General features: G+C 74.5%; 16 protein-coding genes. All 16 read right to left on the bottom strand.

Annotation, left to right across the window (positions count from 1 at the left end; translation table 11 throughout):
• Positions 1-25 precede the first annotated feature (25 nt).
• Positions 26-394, bottom strand: a complete 369-nt coding sequence (locus OVN18_RS11810) for an FKBP-type peptidyl-prolyl cis-trans isomerase (RefSeq protein WP_324287710.1) — start codon at positions 392-394, stop codon at positions 26-28.
• Between the two features lie 44 nt (positions 395-438).
• On the bottom strand, positions 439-1,104 hold the full coding sequence (rpe, locus tag OVN18_RS11805; protein WP_267780976.1) for a ribulose-phosphate 3-epimerase: 666 nt from the start codon (positions 1,102-1,104) through the stop codon (positions 439-441).
• A complete protein-coding gene (locus tag OVN18_RS11800) occupies positions 1,101-2,624 on the bottom strand; it encodes an RsmB/NOP family class I SAM-dependent RNA methyltransferase (RefSeq protein WP_267780975.1) in 1,524 nt (507 codons plus the stop codon). The genes rpe and OVN18_RS11800 overlap by 4 nt, the downstream gene beginning before the upstream one ends.
• Positions 2,621-3,544: a methionyl-tRNA formyltransferase gene (locus OVN18_RS11795; RefSeq protein WP_267783040.1), complete on the bottom strand. Its 924-nt coding sequence runs from the start codon at positions 3,542-3,544 to the stop codon at positions 2,621-2,623. The genes OVN18_RS11800 and OVN18_RS11795 overlap by 4 nt, the downstream gene beginning before the upstream one ends.
• 5 nt (positions 3,545-3,549) lie before the next feature.
• The gene (locus tag OVN18_RS11790; protein ID WP_267780974.1) at positions 3,550-5,850 is read right to left on the bottom strand and encodes a primosomal protein N' family DNA-binding protein; all 2,301 of its coding nucleotides are present in this window, start codon (positions 5,848-5,850) and stop codon (positions 3,550-3,552) included.
• A gap of 32 nt (positions 5,851-5,882) precedes the next feature.
• On the bottom strand, positions 5,883-7,076 hold the full coding sequence (gene metK, locus OVN18_RS11785) for a methionine adenosyltransferase (protein WP_267737217.1): 1,194 nt from the start codon (positions 7,074-7,076) through the stop codon (positions 5,883-5,885).
• 97 nt (positions 7,077-7,173) lie between these two features.
• On the bottom strand, positions 7,174-8,388 hold the full coding sequence (coaBC, locus tag OVN18_RS11780) for a bifunctional phosphopantothenoylcysteine decarboxylase/phosphopantothenate--cysteine ligase CoaBC (RefSeq protein ID WP_267780973.1): 1,215 nt from the start codon (positions 8,386-8,388) through the stop codon (positions 7,174-7,176).
• Between the two features lie 10 nt (positions 8,389-8,398).
• Positions 8,399-8,659, bottom strand: coding sequence for a DNA-directed RNA polymerase subunit omega (gene rpoZ / locus OVN18_RS11775; RefSeq protein ID WP_267737215.1), 261 nt, complete (start codon positions 8,657-8,659; stop codon positions 8,399-8,401).
• 55 nt (positions 8,660-8,714) lie between these two features.
• A complete protein-coding gene (gmk, locus tag OVN18_RS11770; RefSeq protein WP_267780970.1) occupies positions 8,715-9,623 on the bottom strand; it encodes a guanylate kinase in 909 nt (302 codons plus the stop codon).
• Positions 9,620-10,474, bottom strand: coding sequence for an orotidine-5'-phosphate decarboxylase (gene pyrF / locus OVN18_RS11765; RefSeq protein WP_324287780.1), 855 nt, complete (start codon positions 10,472-10,474; stop codon positions 9,620-9,622). Before pyrF ends, gmk begins: the two co-directional genes overlap by 4 nt.
• Entirely contained in the window at positions 10,471-13,773 is a 3,303-nt protein-coding gene (gene carB, locus OVN18_RS11760) for a carbamoyl-phosphate synthase large subunit (RefSeq protein ID WP_267780968.1), read from the bottom strand. The genes pyrF and carB overlap by 4 nt, the downstream gene beginning before the upstream one ends.
• A complete protein-coding gene (gene carA / locus OVN18_RS11755; RefSeq protein ID WP_267780967.1) occupies positions 13,773-15,005 on the bottom strand; it encodes a glutamine-hydrolyzing carbamoyl-phosphate synthase small subunit in 1,233 nt (410 codons plus the stop codon). The genes carB and carA overlap by 1 nt, the downstream gene beginning before the upstream one ends.
• A complete protein-coding gene (locus OVN18_RS11750) occupies positions 15,002-15,568 on the bottom strand; it encodes a PH-like domain-containing protein (protein WP_267780965.1) in 567 nt (188 codons plus the stop codon). The genes carA and OVN18_RS11750 overlap by 4 nt, the downstream gene beginning before the upstream one ends.
• Complete coding sequence (locus tag OVN18_RS11745) at positions 15,561-16,871, bottom strand: dihydroorotase (RefSeq protein WP_267780964.1); 1,311 nt, start codon at positions 16,869-16,871, stop codon at positions 15,561-15,563. Before OVN18_RS11745 ends, OVN18_RS11750 begins: the two co-directional genes overlap by 8 nt.
• A complete protein-coding gene (locus tag OVN18_RS11740) occupies positions 16,868-17,857 on the bottom strand; it encodes an aspartate carbamoyltransferase catalytic subunit (RefSeq protein WP_267780963.1) in 990 nt (329 codons plus the stop codon). The genes OVN18_RS11745 and OVN18_RS11740 overlap by 4 nt, the downstream gene beginning before the upstream one ends.
• On the bottom strand, positions 17,854-18,384 hold the full coding sequence (gene pyrR / locus OVN18_RS11735) for a bifunctional pyr operon transcriptional regulator/uracil phosphoribosyltransferase PyrR (protein WP_267780962.1): 531 nt from the start codon (positions 18,382-18,384) through the stop codon (positions 17,854-17,856). The genes OVN18_RS11740 and pyrR overlap by 4 nt, the downstream gene beginning before the upstream one ends.
• Positions 18,385-18,452 lie beyond the last annotated feature (68 nt).

The following is an 18,452-nucleotide window of genomic DNA, read 5'->3' as shown; positions in this document are numbered from 1 at the left end:
GCCGCCCGGCCCCGAGGAGGTGCGCTCAGCTGACGCCGAGCAGATCGATCACGAAGACGAGGGTCTTGCCCGAGAGGCGGTGGCCGCCGCCGGCCGGACCGTAGGCGAGCGCGGGCGGGCAGACGAGCTGCCGACGGCCGCCGACCTTCATGCCGGGGATGCCCTGTTGCCAGCCGGCGATGAGCTGGCCGAGCGGGAAGTTGATGCTCGAGCCGCGGTTCCACGAGGCGTCGAACTCCTCGCCGGTCTCGAACTCGACGCCCACGTAGTGGACGTCGACGGTGGCGCCGGGCGTCGCCTCGGCGCCGTCGCCGACCACGAGGTCGGTGATGACGAGCTCCTGCGGCGCGGGGCCCTCGAAGAAGTCGATCTCTGGCTTGCTCAGATTGGTCATGAGTCCATCCAATCAGACCGATCCGGACGGTCGCGACGCGGCGGTCAGTGCGCGTGCGCGGCGATCGCGGCCGCCCGCAGGCCCGCGATCGCGGCCTCGACGTCGTCGGCGCCGTAGACGCTCGACCCGGCGACGAAGGTGTCGGCCCCCGCCTCGGCGGCGATGCCGATCGTGTCGACCGTGATGCCCCCGTCGACCTGCAGCCGGATGCTCCGCTCATCCGAGCGCAGCGCCGCGCGCAGCGACCGCAGCTTCGGCATCGTCTCGGCCATGAACGACTGGCCGCCGAAGCCGGGCTCGACGGTCATGACGAGCACCTGGTCGAACTCGGGCAGCAGCTCCAGGTACGGCTCCACGGGCGTGCCGGGCTTGAGCGCGAGACCGGCGAGCGAGCCCCGCTCGCGCAGCGCCCGGGCGGTGGCGACGACGTCGGCGGCCGCCTCGGCGTGGAAGGTGACGCACTCGGCGCCGAGCTCGGCGTAGCCGGGGGCCCAGCGGTCGACGTCGGCGATCATGAGGTGCACGTCGAGCGGGATGCTCGACACCGCCTGCAGGCGCTCGACCATCTGCGGACCGAAGGTGAGGTTCGGCACGAAGTGGTTGTCCATGACGTCGACGTGCACGGCGTCGGCCGCGGTGATCCGCCCGACCTCCCGCTCGAGGTTGACGAAGTCGGCCGACAGGATGCTCGGATGGATGCGCACGGTCACGCGCCCAGGCTATCCGCGGCCGGGGCGGAGGGGGGCGCGGCCGGGACGGTCAGCAGCTGGATGAACATGGCGTCGGTGCCGTGGCGGTGCGGCCAGAGCTGCACGGCGCCGTCGAGGGATCCGAGGTCGAGGGGTGCGCGCGTGACGCCGGCGAGCACGGCGGCGGTGTCGACGCGGACGACCTCGGGACGGGCATCCAGCACGCGGTCGACGACGCCCGTCGTCTCGTCGGGATGCGGGGAGCAGGTGACGTAGGCGAGCAGCCCGCCCGGGGCGAGCGCGTCGAGAGCGGCGTCGAGCAGCTCGGCCTGCAGCGCGGCGAGCTCGGGGACGTCGTCGGGACGCTTGCGCCAGCGGGCCTCGGGTCGGCGGCGCAGGGCGCCGAGACCCGTGCAGGGCGCGTCGAGCAGGATGCGGTCGAAGCCGTGGCGGTCGGTGCGACCGATGTCGCGCCCATCGGCGGTGCGCACCTCGACCGCGGGATCGACCGCGGCGAGGGCGCGCTGCACGAGGCCGGCCCGCGCGGGCACGACCTCGTTCGCGGTGAAGCGGGCTCCCCCGGCGCGCGCCTCGGCGGCGAGCAGGGCCGCCTTGCCCCCTGGCCCGGCGCAGAGGTCGAGCCAGCGCTCGCCCGCGGCGACGGGACGCGCGCGGCTGAGGGCGAGGGCGGCGAGCTGCGAGCCCTCGTCCTGCACGCGCACCCGACCGGCGGCGACGGCGGGGTCGTCGCCGGGATCGCCGGAGGCGGCGCGGCGCCCCAGCGGCGAGTAGGGCGTCGGGTCGACCTCCTCGCCGAGGTCGCCCGGCTGCGCGAGCCCGGGCAGCGCGGCGAGGGTGACGCGGGCGGGGACGTTGTCGGACTCGAGCAGGGCCTCGAGCTCGCCGCCCCTGCCCTCGCGCTCGAGGGCGGCGCGCAGGGCGACGACGACCCAGACCGGGTGCGCCGTGGCGATGGCGAGACGCTCGTCGGGATCGTCGACGCCGCGCAGCAGCCGTGCGGCCCACTCCGGCGCCGTGCGCTCGCTGATGCGGCGCATGACGGCGTTGACGAAGCCCGTGGCGCGGGCGAGGCCGAGGGGGCGGGTGAGGCCGACCGTCTCGTCGACGGCCGCGTGCACCGGGGTGCTCATGCCGAGCAGCTGGTGGGCGCCGAGGCACAGCAGGTCGAGGGCGGCGGGGTCGATGGCGTCGAGGTCGCGGCCCGAGGCCTCGCGGATCACGGCGTCGTAGAAGCCGCGGCGGCGCAGCGTGCCGTAGGCGAGCTCGGTGGCGAAGGCGGCGTCGGCGCCGTGAAGGGATGCCCGGCGCAGGCGCTGCGGCAGCACCAGGTTCGCGTACGCGTCCTCGGCCGAGACCGCGTGCACGACGTCGAAGGCGATGCGCCGGGGCGTCGCCTGCTCGCGCACGGCGGGGCGGCGCGCGTCGCGCGAGGCGGTGCCGTCGGCGCGGTCGCGCCGGTCGCGGCGGTCGTCGCGGTGGTCGCCGCCGGCACGGCCGGGACGGCGGGGTGCGGGGCTCATGCGAGCTCCGGCAGCGCGGCGGCGTCGAGTCCGCGCGCCCAGTCGACGGCGGGCATGGCGGGCTTGCCGGCGGGCTGCACGCGCAGCAGCTCCAGGGGCTGGGAGGCGGTGCCGACGAGCGGGCGGCCGTCGAGGAGCGCGAGCCTGCCTGGGGCGAGCGGCGCGGCCTCGCGGGCGGGGGCCGCCTCGAGCACCTTGAGCACGGCATCCGAGCCGATGATCGTCGTGAAGGCGCCCGGTTCGGGCGTGACGCCGCGCACGCGGGCGTGCACCGCATCGACCGGGGAGTCCCAGTGGATGCGCGCGTCCTCGCGCACGAGCTTCGGCGCGAGCGTCACCTCGCCCTCCTGCGGGCGCGCGACGGCCGTGCCGGCGGCGAGCTCGTCGACGACGCGGGCGGTGAGGGCGGCGCCGGAGTTGCTGAGGCTCTCGAGCAGCGCCCCGGCCGTGCGGTGGGCGCCGATCGGCTCCTCGAGGCGGGCGTACCAGTCGCCCTCATCGAGACCCTCGGTGAGCTGGAAGACGGTCGCGCCGGTGCGCTCCTCCCCCGCCATGATCGCGCGCTGCACCGGGGCGGCCCCGCGCCAGGCGGGCAGCAGCGAGAAGTGCAGGTTGATCCAGCCGAGCCGCGGCCACTGCAGCAGCGGGGCGCGGACGAGACCGCCGTAGGCGACGATGACGCCGAGGTCGACCTCGAGCTCGAGCAGCTCGGCCTGCACGTCGGCTAGGCGGGCGGCCTCCACGACGGGGATGCCGTGGCGCTCGGCGGCCTGGGCGACGGGCGTGGGCGTGATGACGCGCTTGCGGCCGAGCGGGGAGGCCGGACGCGTGATGACGCGCACGATCTCGTGCGGGCCCGCGGCGAGGGCGTCGAGGGTGGGCACGGCGGCGGCGGGGCTGCCGGCGACGACGAGGCGCAGAGCGGTCATCCCCCCATTCTCCCCGAGGGCGGAGCATCGGCCGCGCGCGCGGGGGACGCCGCCGGCCGGCCGGGCGCGGGGTCGTCGAAGGGCTCGTGGTCGTCGAAGCGGACCCGCAGACCGGGAACCCGGCGCCGCGGCGGCCGACCGTCGACCCGGCGGGGCTTGGCGGTGGCCGAGCGGATGAGCGCGACTTTGAGGGTCTCGGCGACCTCGGCCCCGCGGGCGTAGTCGAAGCGCACGATCGCCCGCACGCGATCCTCGTCGAGCTCGACCGGGCCGAGCACGTCGACGCCCTCGAGCGCGGCGACCTCGGCCGAGGCGCGCGCCACCTGCTCGGGCTCGCCGACCATCGCCGCGACGCGCACCGCCGGCGGGAACCGCAGCAGGCGCCGATCGGCGAGCTCTTCGGCCGCGATGCGCTCGGGCTGCCCCATCGCGAGCGCCGAGGCGACCGCGCCGCCCACCCCGACGAGCATGACGGGGGCGTCGGGCGCGGCGAGGGCGGCCGCGGTGCACCACCAGCGCACGCAGTCCTCGACGACGCGCAGGCTCTCGCGCGCGAGCATGCGCTCCCCGTCGAGCAGCAGTACGGCGCGGTACCCGCCCTCGGCGACGGGCTCGGCGCCGCGGGTGGCGACGACGAGCGTGCGGCCCGCGGGCACGTGCTGCACCCCGGCCTCGCCGTCGGCGACGATGATGCGCGCGCCGGGGAACGCGCGGCCGAGCTCGTCGGCGGTGCGGCCCGAGCCGCTGCCCACGGTGCGCCAGCGCTCGCCCTCGCACCGGGAGCACCGCCACTCGACCGCGAGCGCCCCGCACCACTGGCAGGCCGGGGTCGCGCCCTGCCGCTTCTGCGCGATCGGACCCTGGCAGGCGGTGCAGCGGGCGGTCTCGCCGCAGTCGGCGCAGGCGAGGCGCGGCGCGTAGCCGGGCCGGGCCACCTGCACGAGCACGGGGCCCTCGTCGAGGGCGGCGGCGACGGTGCGCCAGGCGGTCGAAGGGATGCGGGCCCGCGCCGCGGGCCCGTCGGCGCTCGTGAGCTGCGCGGTCGGGGTGATCCGCCGCCGACGGGCGGGGGTCGGAGCGAGCTCGCCGACGTAGCCGACCTCGACCAGGCGCTGCACATCGGTCGTGCGGGCGTGGGAGGCGAGCACGAGCGCCGCGCCCGAGTCCTCCTGCCGCAGCAGGGCGAGGTCGCGGGTGTGCACGCCCGGGGCGTGCGGCTCGACGTGCAGGCCGTCGCCGTCGTCCCAGAGGGCGATGAGACCGAGGTCGTGGGCCGGAGCGGCGACCGCGGTGCGCATGCCGAGCACGATGACCGGGCGCGGCTCGAGCGCCCGCAGGAACCCCCGGTAGCGGTCGGGGTTCGACTGGCCGGCGTCGACGCGGGCGACTCCGTCGGCGGGGACGAGCACCTTCAGCGCCGCGGCGACGTTCTCGAGGTCGCGGTAGTCGGGCACGCTGACGATGGCCGAGCGGCCGCGGGCGAGAGTCGCGGCGGCGAGCTCGGCGAGCGTGCGGGCCGCGGCGGGCATCCAGCGGCGGCCGGAGGGCGCGTCGGGATCGGGGACGGGGGCCGGTTCGGGGATCGCCGTGAGGGCTACGCGGCGCCGGGGGCCCGGGGCTGCGGGGTCGAGGAGGGCGTCGATCGCGGCCGGGTCGTAGCCGAGGACGACGGGGGCGGTCACGGCCGGGCCCTCGGCGGCCGGGCCCTCCGGGGCCGGGCCCTCCGGGGCCGGGTTCTCGGCTGCCGGACCCTCCGGGGCCGGGTTCTCGGCTGCCGGGCCCTCCGGGGCCGGGTTCTCGGCTGCCGGGCCCTCCGAGGCCGCGTCCGCGGTGGCAGCGTCCTCTGAGACCGCCTCCTCGATGGCGGCCTGCTCGGCGGCACGGCGGGCGAGCCAGGCCTTCTCGACGCGCACCTGCCGGGTCGGGATGACGAGGCGGGCGAGGTCGCTCGCGGTGCCCGCGGCGCGATCGGCCGCGCGCCGGATGAGCCGGTAGACCTCCGGCTGCAGCACGGGCACGGCCGAGACGACGTCGACGAGCTCGCTCAGCACGCCCTCGAAGGACTGCTCGTCGACCACCTCGATGAGGTAGCCGCTCGCCTGCCGCCCGGCGGCCCGCAGCGGGACGGTGACCCGCACGCCCGGAACGGCCAAGGCGCGCAGGCGCGGCGGGATGCGGTAGTCGAAGAGCCGGTCGAGCTGCGGCAGCGGCGAGTCGAGCAGCACGCGCGCGATGGCCGTCGCGCCGACGTCGTGCTGCTCGGCCGCACTCCGCCCGATCGGGCTCGACTCGGGCATGCGCGGCTCGGACGGGCTCGGCGCGGGCGGGATCAGAGGCCGGCCGCCGCGCGCAGATCGTCGGCGCGGTCGGTGCGCTCCCAGGTGAACTCGGGCAGCTCGCGCCCGAAGTGGCCGTAGGTGGAGGTGCGCGCGTAGATGGGGCGCAGCAGGTCGAGATCGCGCACGATCGCGCCGGGCCGCAGGTCGAACACCTCCTGGATGGCGGACTGGATGCGCGCCTCGGGCACGTGGTGGGTGCCGAAGGTCTCGACGTAGAGCCCGACGGGCGATGCCTTGCCGATGGCGTAGGCGACCTGCACCTCGAGGCGGTCGGCGAGACCGGCGGCGACGGCGTTCTTGGCGACCCAGCGCATGGCGTAGGCGGCGGAGCGGTCGACCTTCGACGGGTCCTTGCCGGAGAACGCGCCGCCGCCGTGCCGCGAGGCGCCGCCGTAGGTGTCGACGATGATCTTGCGGCCGGTGAGCCCGGCGTCGCCCTGCGGGCCGCCGATGACGAAGCGGCCGGTGGGGTTGATGAGGATGCGCGGGCGCTGGTCGCCGAACCCGTGCGCCTCGAGCACGGGGCGGATCACCTGCTGCTCGACCTCGGCGCGCAGCTGCTCGGTCGTGACCGAGTCGAGGTGCTGCGTCGACAGCACGATCGTCTCGATCGTCTTCGGCACCTGGCCCTCGTAGCCGACGGTGACCTGGGTCTTGCCGTCGGGGGCGAGGTAGTCGAGCACTCCCGTCTTGCGCACCTCGGCGAGGCGCTCGGCGAGGCGGTGCGCGAGCCAGATGGGCAGCGGCATGAGCTGCGCGGTCTCGCGGGTGGCGTAGCCGAACATGATGCCCTGGTCGCCGGCGCCCTGGACGTCGCCCGCGTCGGCGCTCGCCTGCTCGCGCGACTCGTAGGCGGCGTCGACGCCCTGCGCGATGTCGGGCGACTGGCCGCCGATCGAGATCGAGACGCCGCAGGAGCGGCCGTCGAACCACACGTCGGAGGAGGTGTAGCCGATGTCGGTGACGCGCTGGCGGACGATGCCGGGGATGTCGACGTAGCCGACCGTCGAGACCTCGCCCGCGACGTGCACGAGGCCCGTCGTGACGAGGGTCTCGACGGCGACCCGCGCGTGCGGGTCGACGGCGAGCAGCGCATCGAGGATCGAATCGGAGACCTGGTCGCAGATCTTGTCGGGGTGGCCCTCGGTGACCGATTCGGAGGTGAAGAGGCGGAGGTCGGTCATGGTGGTGCGTTCCCGTCGAGTCGAGCGTGGTCGTGGAGTGCCGCGGCAGCGCGGTGGGGTGGAGCCGGCGCGGAGCGCGATCGGCGCGGAGGCCGGTTCAGCCGATCGCGTCGAGGATACGGTCGGCCACCGACAGCTTGTCCCCCGAGGCGGTGGAGACCACGCTACCGTCGGCTCGCACGATCATGACGTCGTTGGTCTGCGTGCCGAAGCCCTCGCTCCAGCCGACCCGGTTGACCACGATCAGATCGGCGCCCTTGCGGCGCGCCTTGCCCGCGGCGAGCTCCACGAGCGCGCGCTCCTCCCGCTCGGTCTCGGCGGCGAAGCCTACGATGCGCTGACCGGGCGCGCGGCCCGCGGCGAGGGCGGCGAGCACGTCGGGGGTGCGCTCCAGCTCGAGCGTCAGGCCCCGCTCGTCGTCCTCGCTCTTCTTGAGCTTGCCGGCCGCGACCTCGCGCGGGCGGAAGTCGGCCACGGCGGCAGCCATGATGACCGTGTCGTGGTCGGGGGCCAGGCGCGTCATGGCCTGCAGGAGGTCGGCCGTGGTCTCGACGTGCTCGAGGGCGGCCCCGGCGGGGGCATCCACCTCGAGGTGGGCGGCGACGAGGGTGACCTCGGCCCCCCGGGCGAGCGCCGCTCGGGCGAGGGCCGTGCCCTGCCGACCGCTCGACCGGTTGCCGAGGAAGCGGACGGGGTCGAGGGGCTCGCGCGTTCCGCCGGCCGAGATGAGGATGCGCCGGCCGACGAGGTCGCGCGGGCCGACGAGCGCGAGCGCCTCGGCGACGATCTCGTCGGGCTCCGCCATGCGGCCGGCGCCCACGTCGGTGCCGGTGAGGGCGCCGGAGGCGGGGCCGACGACGTGCACGCCGCGCTCGCGGAGCGTGGCGATGTTCGCGCGCGTCGCCGCATTGCCCCACATCTCGGTGTGCATCGCCGGGGCGATCACGAGCGGGGCCTCGGAGGCGAGCACGGTGGTGCCGAGCAGGTCGCCGGCGAGCCCCGCGGCGAGCGAGGCGATCGTGTGCGCGGTCGCCGGGGCGATGACGATGAGGTCGGCGCGCTGCCCCAGGGCGACGTGGCGCACCTCGGCGACGCCCTCGTAGAGGTCGGTGTGCACCGGGTTGCGGCTGATCGCCTCGAGGGTCGGCCGACCGACGAAGCGCAGCGCCCCCTCGGTGGCGATGACGTGCACGTCGTGCCCGGCGAGGACGAAGCCGCGCGCGACGCCGACCGCCTTGTAGGCCGCGATGCCGCCGGTGATGCCGACGACGACGGTCAGCCGGCCGGACGGGGTCGCGGGCGACCCGGTCATGCTGCGGGCTCTACTCGGGGAGCTTGGTGAGGACGAGCTTGCCCTCGCTGATCTCGTGCATGGCGACCGAGAGGGGCTTGTCGTCGACGGTCGAGTCGACGAGCGGGCCGACGTTGTCGAACAGCGAGCCCTCGTGCAGGTCGGCGTAGTAGTCGTTGATCTGACGGGCGCGCTTCGAGGCGAAGATGACGAGCTGGTACTTGGAGTCGACCTTCGTCAGCAGCTGGTCGATGGGGGGATCGATGATGCCCTGGGTCTTGCTGGCGGCCATGTCTGCTCCGTAATGTCGTCGTCGTGCGGGTGCGTCGGCGTGCTCGGGCGCGCGATCACGCGCGGGGCACTGCCAGCAAGTCTACGACCTCCCGGGCGGCGCGCTCGACATCATCGTTGACGACGAGCACGTCGAACTCGTCCTGCGCCGCCAGCTCGACGGTCGCGGTGCGCAGACGGCGGGCCTGCTCCTCGGCGGATTCGGTGCCCCGGCCGACGAGCCGCCGCACGAGCTCCTCCCAGGTCGGCGGCAGCAGGAACACGAGCACGGCCTCCGGCATCGCGCGCCGCACCTGCCGCGCCCCGTCGAGATCGATCTCGAGCAGCACGCTGCGCCCCTCCGCGAGCGCGGCCGCCACGGGCGGGCGCGGCGTGCCGTAGCGGCTCTGATTGTGCACGACGGCCCACTCCAGGAACTCGTCCGCCGCGACCATCGCGTCGAAGCGCTCGTCGTCGAGGAAGTAGTAGTGAACGCCGTCGATCTCGCCCGGGCGGGGGGTGCGGGTCGTCGCCGAGACGCTCAGCAGCACCTCGGGGAAGTTCTCGCGGATGAACGCCGAGACCGTCCCCTTGCCGACCGCCGTCGGCCCGGCGAGCACGACGAGCCGGCCGTGCCCCGCGACGGCCTCGCGCGAGCGCAGCCAGGAGCGCAGCGCCTGCCGCTGCCGGTGCCCGAGGCCGCCGAGCCTCTTCACCTCGGCGATGCCGAGCGACTCCAGCGCCGCGAGCGTGCGCGTCGGGCCGAGACCCTTGAGGGTGGCGAGCAAGTCGCGCACGCGCATCCCCGCCTCGACGCTCTCGGCATCGCGCCAGGCCGTCTCGGCGACGGAGAGCGCACTGCGCTCCCCCGCGCGCACCGCCTGCTTGACCGCGGCGCGGGCGCGGCGAGCCTCCACCGCGGCGCGCGAGGCGGCAGCCCGGTCGACGGCGGGCATGTCGGGATGCCGCTGCCCCTGCCCGGTCATCGCCGCAGCTCCGCGCCGTGGGCCGCGATCGCCGCGCGCACCCCGTCGGCGCCGGCGCCGAGCACGCTGCGCGACACGGTCGGGATCACCGCGGGCGCGGCCGCGCCGAAGAGCGCATCGAGCTCGTCGAGACGAGCGCCCTGCGCGCCGAAGCCCGGGGCGAGGATGGGGGTGCGGGCGAGATCACGCGGATCGATGCCGGTCTCGGCGAGGGGCCGGGTGGCGCCGATGACGACGCCGAGGTCGGCGAGCGCGGTGCCCGGTGCACCGGTGTTGCGCTGCGCGACCTCGTGCACGAGCTGCGCCGAGACGGTGCGCCCGGTCTCGTCGCGCGAGGCCTGCAGCGCGCGGCCCTCGGGGTTCGAGGTGGCCGCGAGCACGAAGAGGCCGCCGTCGGCGGCGATCGCCGCCTCGAGCGAGCCCAGGCCCTGGAAGGCGACGGCGGTCATGGCGTCGGCGCGCAGAGGCGAGCCCTCGCCGAGCCAGGCGGCGGCGTAGGCCTCCATGGTGGAGCCGACGTCGCCGCGCTTGGCGTCGGCGATCACGAGGAGGCCCGCGGCGCGCGCGGCTCCGATGACCTCCTCCAGCACGGCGTAGCCGGACGCACCGAAGCGCTCGAAGAACGCCACCTGCGGCTTGACGATGCCGACCCGGCCGGCCGCCGCCTCCACGACCCGCAGGGCGAGCTCGCGCGCACCCGCGGCATCATCGCCGAGACCCCAGAGCCCGAGGAGGGCGGCGTGCGGGTCGATGCCGACGCAGAGGGGGCCGTGGGCATCCATCGCCGTGGCGAGGCGCGCGCCGAAGCCCGCCGTCGTCGCCGGCGCTCCCCCGGCGGCCGGCCCGGTCACACCCGCTCCGCCCGCGCGATCGCGTAGTCCTGCAGGCTCGTCACCGTGACGCTCTCGCCGCGGCTCTCGAGCGAGGCGACGGCCGCGCCGAGCTGCGCGATGGTCGTGAACAGCGGCTTGTCGGCCGCGACCGTCGCGGTGCGGATCTCGAAGCCATCGGCGCGGGCGCTGCGACCGCTGGGCGTGTTGACGACGATCTCGACCTCGCCCGCGTTGATGCGGTCGACGATCGAGGGCTCGTCGGGGTCGTCGCCGGGCTTGAGGAAGGCCTCGCCGTGCTTGCGCACGATGCGGGCGGGGATGCCGTTGCGCGCGAGCACCTCGGCGGTGCCGTCGGTGGCCCAGATCTCGAAGCCGAGCTGCTGCAGGCGCAGGATGGGCAGGGTGATCGCGCGCTTGTCGCGGTCGGCGACCGAGACGAACACGACGCCCGAGGCGGGCAGCCCGCCGTAAGCGGCGTCCTGGCTCTTGGCGAAAGCGCGCGGGAAGTCGCGGTCGATGCCCATGACCTCGCCGGTGGAGCGCATCTCGGGGCCGAGCACGCTGTCGACGATGCGGCCCTCGACGGTGCGGAACCGCTTGAAGGGCAGCACGGCCTCCTTGACGGCGACGGGCGAGTCGATCGGCACGATCGAGCCGTCCTGCGCCGGCAGCATGCCCTGCTCGACGAGCGAGCGGATGCTCGCGCCGGTCATGACGAGGGAGGCCGCCTTCGCGAGCGGGATGCCGAGCGCCTTCGAGACGAAGGGCACGGTGCGCGATGCGCGCGGGTTCGCCTCGAGCACGTAGAGCACGCCCGCGCCGATCGCGAACTGCACGTTGATGAGCCCGCGCACGCCGATGCCGTTCGCGATCGCCTCGGTGGCGGTGCGCACCCGGTCGATGATGTCGCGGCCGAGCGTCACGGGCGGCAGGGTGCAGGCCGAGTCGCCCGAGTGCACGCCGGCCTCCTCGATGTGCTCCATGATTCCGCCGACGTAGAGCCCCTCGCCGTCGTACAGGGCGTCGACGTCGATCTCGACGGCGTCATCGAGGAACCGGTCGACGAGCAGCGGCTGGCCGGGGCCGATGATGGCCTGGTCGCGCACGCGGTCGAAGTAGTCCACGAGCGAGGGGCTGTCGTAGACGATCTCCATGCCGCGGCCGCCGAGCACGAAGCTCGGGCGCACGAGCACGGGGTAGCCGATCGACTCGGCGACGGCCACGGCGCTGTCGACGTCGGTCGCCGTGCCGTTGCGCGGCGAGACGAGCCCGGCCTCGTCGAGGATGCGCGAGAAGGCACCGCGCTCCTCGGCGAGGTCGATCGCCTCGGGGCTCGTGCCGAGGATGGGCACCCCCGCATCGGCGAGGCCGTGCGCGAGCCCGAGGGCGGTCTGCCCGCCGAGCTGCACGATGACGCCGACGAGCTCGCCCGAGGCCTGCTCGGCGTGGATGACCTCGAGGACGTCCTCGAGGGTGAGCGGCTCGAAGTAGAGCCGGTCGGAGGTGTCGTAGTCGGTCGAGACGGTCTCGGGGTTGCAATTGATCATGATCGTCTCGAACCCGGCGTCGCGCAGCGCGAAGCTCGCGTGCACGCACGAGTAGTCGAACTCGATGCCCTGGCCGATGCGGTTGGGGCCCGAGCCGAGAATGACGACCTTGCGGGCGTCGCTCGGGGCGACCTCCGTCTCGGTCTCGTAGCTCGAGTAGTGGTACGGCGTGAGCGCCGGGAACTCCCCCGCGCAGGTGTCGACGGTCTTGAAGACCGGTCGCAGGCCCGCATCGGTGCGGATCGCGCGGATGTCGCGCTCGGTGAGCCCGCGCAGCTGCGCGAGCTGGGCGTCGCTGAAGCCGTGCTGCTTCGCGTGGCGCATGAGATCGGGCGCGAGCGCGTCGGCCGCGGCGACCTCGGCGGCGACCTCGTTGATGAGGGCGATCTGATCGAGGAACCACGGGTCGATCCCGGTCGCTTCGAAGGCCTCGGGGATGCTCGCCCCGGCCCGCATGGCCTGCTGCAGCGTCACGATGCGGCCGTCGGTGGGCATCGCCGCGAGCGCGAGCAGGGCATCCTTGTCGCCGGGCTCGCCCTCCCAGTGGAAGCTGGACCCCCGCTTCTCGAGCGAGCGCAGCGCCTTCTGCAGGGCGGTGGAGTAGTTGCGGCCGATCGCCATGGCCTCGCCGACCGACTTCATGGTCGTCGTGAGCCCCGTGTCGGCGCCGGGGAACTTCTCGAAGGCGAAGCGCGGCACCTTCACCACGACGTAGTCGAGCGTCGGCTCGAAGCTCGCCGGCGTGACGCGGGTGATGTCGTTGGGGATCTCGTCGAGGCGGTAGCCGATCGCGAGCTTCGCGGCGATCTTCGCGATCGGGAACCCGGTGGCCTTCGAGGCCAGAGCGCTCGAGCGCGAGACGCGCGGGTTCATCTCGATGACGATGACGCGGCCCGTGGCGGGGTCGACGGCGAACTGCACGTTGCAGCCGCCCGTGTCGACGCCGACGTCGCGGATGATGCGGATGCCGATGTCGCGCAGGTTCTGGTACTCGCGGTCGGTGAGCGTGAGGGCGGGCGCGACCGTGATCGAGTCGCCCGTGTGCACGCCGACAGGGTCGACGTTCTCGATGGAGCAGACCACGACGGTGTTGTCGGCGCGGTCGCGCATGAGCTCGAGCTCGTACTCCTTCCAGCCGAGGATGGACTCCTCGAGCAGCACCTCGGTGGTCGGCGACTGGTGCAGCCCGTCGGCGACCATGCGCTCGAGCTGCTCGCGGTCGTAGGCGAAGCCCGAGCCGAGGCCGCCCATCGTGAAGGAGGGGCGGATGACGAGCGGGTAGCCGAGGTCCTCGGCGAACTCGACGGCCTCGGCCACGGTGTGCGCGATGTGGCTGCGGGCGACGTCGGCACCGGCATCCAGCACCAGCTGCTTGAACAGCTGGCGGTCCTCTGCCTTGTGGATGGCCTCGAAGGAGGCGCCGATGAGCTCGACGCCGTGGCGCTCCAGGATGCCCTGCTCGTGCAGCGCGATCGCGGCGTTGAGCGCGGTCTGGCCGCCGAGCGTCGGCAGCACCGCGTCGGGGCGCTCCTTGATGATGATCGCCTCGATGACCTCGGCCGTGATCGGCTCGATGTAGGTCGCGTCGGCGAAGTCGGGGTCGGTCATGATCGTCGCCGGGTTGGAGTTGACGAGGATGACGCGGATGCCCTCCTCGCGCAGCACGCGGCAGGCCTGGGTGCCCGAGTAGTCGAACTCGGCCGCCTGGCCGATGACGATGGGGCCGGAGCCGATGACGAGGACGGATCGGATGTCGTCGCGCTTGGGCATCAGTGGGTGTCCTCCGTGGAGTTGCTCTGGTCGCTCGGGTCATTCTGCGGTTCGCGAGGAAGCGAGTCGCTGCCGTCGGAAGGCACGTCGGTGCCTTCCTCCTTGAGCAGCGCATCGCTGACCATCGCGCGGAATCGATCGAAGAGGTAGGTGGAGTCGTGCGGACCGGCGGCGGCCTCCGGGTGGTACTGCACCGAGAAGGCGGGGATGTCGAGCGCGCGCAGACCCTCGACCACCTGGTCGTTGAGGCCGACGTGGCTGACCTCGACGCGGCCGAAGCCCGCGGGGCTCTCGACGACGCCCTCCACGGGGGCGTCGACGGCGAAGCCGTGGTTGTGGGCCGTGATCTCGATGCGGCCGGTCTCCTTGTCGAGCACCGGCTGGTTGATGCCGCGGTGCCCGAAGGGCAGCTTGTAGGTGCCGAAGCCGAGCGCGCGGCCGAGCAGCTGGTTGCCGAAGCAGATGCCGAAGAACGGCAGGCCGTCGCGCAGCACGCCCTGCAGCAGCTCGACGTGGCCGTCGCTCGCCGCCGGGTCGCCGGGGCCGTTCGAGTAGAAGACGGCGACGGGCTCGAGGGCGCGCAGCTCGTCGAGGGTCACCGACTGCGGCAGCACGTGCACCTCGAAGCCGCGCTCGGACAGGTGGCGCAGCGTCGAGGCCTTGACGCCGAGGTCGAGCACCGCGAGGCGCCCGATCCTCTCGCCGACGGCCGGCACGACGAGCGTCTCGGCGACCGAGACCTCGGCCGACAGGTTGCGGCCGGCCATGCCGGCGCCGGCCCGCACGAGCTCGAGCTGCCGCTCCGGGTCGAGGCGGGCATCCTCGCCGGAGAAGATGCCGGCGCGCATGACGCCCGCATCGCGCAGGCGGCGGGTGAGCGCGCGGGTGTCGATGCCGCTGATGCCGACGACGCCCTGCTCGACGAGCTCGTCGTCGAGGCTGCGCACCGCGCGGTGGTTCGAGACGACGCGGGAGGGATCGCGCACGACGTAGCCGTCGACCCAGATGCGACGGCTCTCCGGGTCCTCGTCGTTCATGCCCGTGTTGCCGATGTGCGGCGCGGTCTGCACGACGATCTGGCCGGCGTAGCTGGGGTCGGTCAGGGTCTCCTGGTAGCCGCTCATGCCGGTGGCGAAGACGGCCTCGCCGACGGTGCGGCCCTCGGCGCCGTAGGCGCGGCCGGGGAATCGGGTGCCGTCTTCGAGCACGAGCACGGCGGGGGCGGAGGTCATGAGGCGGGCCTTTCGTCGGGGCGGAGCGCGGGCTCGTCGGGGTGGGAGTCGGAGGCGTCGGATCCGGGGGCGGCGCCGTCGGCGGGCGCGACCGCGCGCAGGGCGGCGTGCAGCGCGGCGGCGCGGTCGTCGGTGACGCGCAGGTAGCTGTCGACCTCGGTGCCGTCGAGCGTCCAGGCGAGCATCACGAGCCCGCCCTCCTCGACGACGCGGTCGATGGTCCAGGTGGCGCGGGTCGCGCCGCGCACGGCGGCGGCGGGCACGTAGACCGGCTCCTGGCCGCGCAGCGCGAGCACGACGCCCTCGGGGTGCACGCCGACCTCGCCGCGCGAGCGGAAGCCGAGGCCGTGCACGGCGATGCGATCGAGCGGGGCGTCGGCGCGCGTCGTGGCGACGTAGAGCACGGGCACGCGGATGCTCGGCTCGCCGATCCCCGCCGGCAGCGGCTGCGGCCGGCCGAGGCCGGCCTGGCGGCGCCGGCGGTTGCGCCAGCCGAGCAGCATGAGCGCGAAGGCCAGCAGCAGGATCAAGATGACGATGAGCGCGGGCGTGAGCCTATCCACGGGCCACCTCCTCGGCGGGGCGTATCGCCCCGTCGAGCAGGGTCGGCACCCCGCCGTGCACGGTGGTGACGATCGCACCCGCGAGCTCGACGCCGGTGTACGGCGTATTCGAGGAGCGGCCGTGCAGGTCGTCGGCGCCCCAGGTGCGGCGGGCTCCGGGGTCGACGAGGGTGAGGTGCGCGGGCGAGCCCTCGGCGAGCGGGGCGTCGTAGCCCTCGAGCCGCCCGATGGCGGCAGGGGCGGTCGACAGCACGCGGGCGAGATCGCCCCAGCCGAGCATCCCGGTCTCGATCATCGCCGTCTGCACGACCGGCAGCGCCGATTCGAGGCCGACCATGCCGAAGGCGGCCTCGGCCCAGGTGCACTCCTTCGCCTCGGCGGGGTGCGGGGCGTGGTCGGTCGCGACGATGTCGATGGTGCCGTCGGCGAGGGCGGCGCGCAGGGCGTGCACGTCCTCGTCGCGGCGCAGCGGCGGGTTGACCTTGAAGCGCGCGTCGTAGCCGCGGGCGAGCTCCTCGGTGAGCAGCAGGTGGTGGGGGGTGACCTCGGCGGTCACGGCGATGCCGCGAGCCTTGGCCCAGCGGATGACGTCGACGCTGCCGGCGGTCGAGACGTGGCAGACGTGCAGGCGCGCGCCGACGTGCTGGGCGAGCAGCACGTCGCGGGCGATGATCGCCTCCTCGGCGACGGCCGGCCAGCCGGCGAGGCCCAGCTCGCCCGAGAGCGCGCCCTCGTTCATCTGGGCGCCCTCGGTGAGGCGGGGCTCCTGCGCGTGCTGCGCGATGACGCCGTCGAAGGTGGCGACGTACTCGAGCGCGCGGCGCATGAGCAGGGCGTCGTGCACGCACTTGCCGTCGTCGCTGAAGACCCGCACGGCCGCGCGCGAGCGGGCCATGGCGCCGATCTCGCTGAGACGCTCCCCCGCGAGGCCGACGGTCACCGCGCCGATCGGGCGCACGGTGGCGTAGCCGTGGCGGTGCCCGAGGCTCGCCACCTGCTCGACGACGCCCGCGGTGTCGGCGACGGGGCTCGTGTTGGCCATGGCGAAGACGGCGGTGAAGCCGCCCGCGGCGGCGGCGCGGGTGCCGGTGAGCACCGTCTCGCTCGCCTCGCCGCCGGGCTCGCGCAGGTGGGTGTGCAGGTCGACGAGGCCGGGGAGCGCGACGAGGCCCTCGGCGTCGATCACGGTCTCCTGCAGCTCGGGCAGCAGGGTGCCGGTGGCGACGATGCGGCCGTCCCGCACGCGGATGTCCTCCCGCGCGCCGCCGAGCGTCGCGGCACCGCGGATGAGCAGGCCGGTCATGCGCCGGCCCCGTCGCCGCCGCGCCCGGCCGCGCCCTCGGAGGGGCCCTCGGAGCCGGCGATGAGGAGGTAGAGCGCTGCCATGCGGATGAAGACCCCGTTCGTGACTTGTTCGAGCACCGTCGACCTCGCGGAGTCGGCGGCGGCGGACGAGATCTCCAAGCCCCGATTCATCGGGCCGGGGTGCATGACCATCGTATCGGCCTCCAACCGGCCGAAACGTTCCGCGGTGAGCCCGTACTCGCGCCCGTACTCCAGCGCGCTCGGGAAGAAGGCGTCGTGCATCCGCTCCTGCTGCACCCGCAGCATCATGACCGCGTCGGGCCCGGTCGCGAGGGCGGCGTCGAGGTCGTGGTGGATGCGCGCGGGCCAGGTGCCGACCCCGGCCGGCAGCAGCGTGCGCGGCGCGCAGAGGTGCACCTCGGCGCCGAGGGTCTCGAGCAGCCAGACGTTCGAGCGCGCGACGCGCGAGTGCAGCACGTCGCCGACGATGAGGACGCGCATCCCCGTCAGGTCGCGGCCGCGCGAATCGGCGCCGTAGCGGCGGGACCGGATCGTGTACGCGTCGAGCAGGGCCTGGGTGGGGTGCTCGTGCGTGCCGTCGCCGGCGTTGAGCACGTGGGCGTCGATCCAGCCGCTGTGCGCGAGCTGGTGCGCGGCGCCGGAGGAACCGTGGCGCACGACGATCGCATCGGCGCCCATCGCCTGCAGGGTCTGCGCGGTGTCCTTGAGGCTCTCGCCCTTCGAGACGCTCGAGCCCTTCGCGCTGAAGGTGATGACGTCGGCGCTCAGGCGCTTCGCCGCCGACTCGAAGGAGAGGCGGGTGCGGGTGGAGTCCTCGAAGAAGAGGTTGACGACGGTGCGCCCGCGGAGGGTCGGCAGCTTGCGCACCTCGCGGGTCGCCGTCTGGGCCATGTCCTCGGCGACGTCGAGCAGCCGCACGGCGGCGGCACGGTCGAGATCGCGGGTGGAGAGCAGGTGCCTCATGGCTCGATCGTCACCTCCTCGACGCCGTCGACGTCGAGCAGCCGCACGCGCACGCGCTCGCTCGTCGCCGACGGCAGGTTCTTGCCCACGAAGTCGGCGCGGATGGGCAGCTCGCGGTGCCCGCGGTCGACGAGGACGGCGAGGCGCACGGCGCGCGGGCGGCCGTGATCGGCGAGGGCGTCGAGCGCGGCCCGCACCGTGCGGCCGGAGTAGAGCACGTCGTCGACGAGCACGACGATGGCGTCGTCGACGCCCTCGGGCGGGATGCGCGTCGGGGCGGGCGCCCGCGTGGGGGTGCGGCCCAGATCGTCGCGGTAGAGGGTGATGTCGAGCGAGCCGACGGTGCTCGAGCCGGGCTCGATGGCCTCGACGAGCGCGTGCACCCGCTCGGCGAGCGCGGTGCCGCGGGTCGGGATGCCGAGGAAGACGATGCGGCCGTCGCCCCGGCGGGATTCCACCACCTCATGGGCGATGCGGCGCAGGGCGCGCGCGATGTCAGCGTCGTCGAGCACGGTGCGTGCGACCACTCTGACCTCCTTCCCCGCCTCTCGGGACGGCTCTTAAAGGATGTCGGTACCTGCCAGCGTAGCGGTCG

This window comes from Microcella daejeonensis (genome assembly GCF_026625045.1).
Lineage (GTDB): Bacteria > Actinomycetota > Actinomycetes > Actinomycetales > Microbacteriaceae > Microcella > Microcella daejeonensis.
This window is presented reverse-complemented; position numbering and strand designations above follow the sequence as displayed.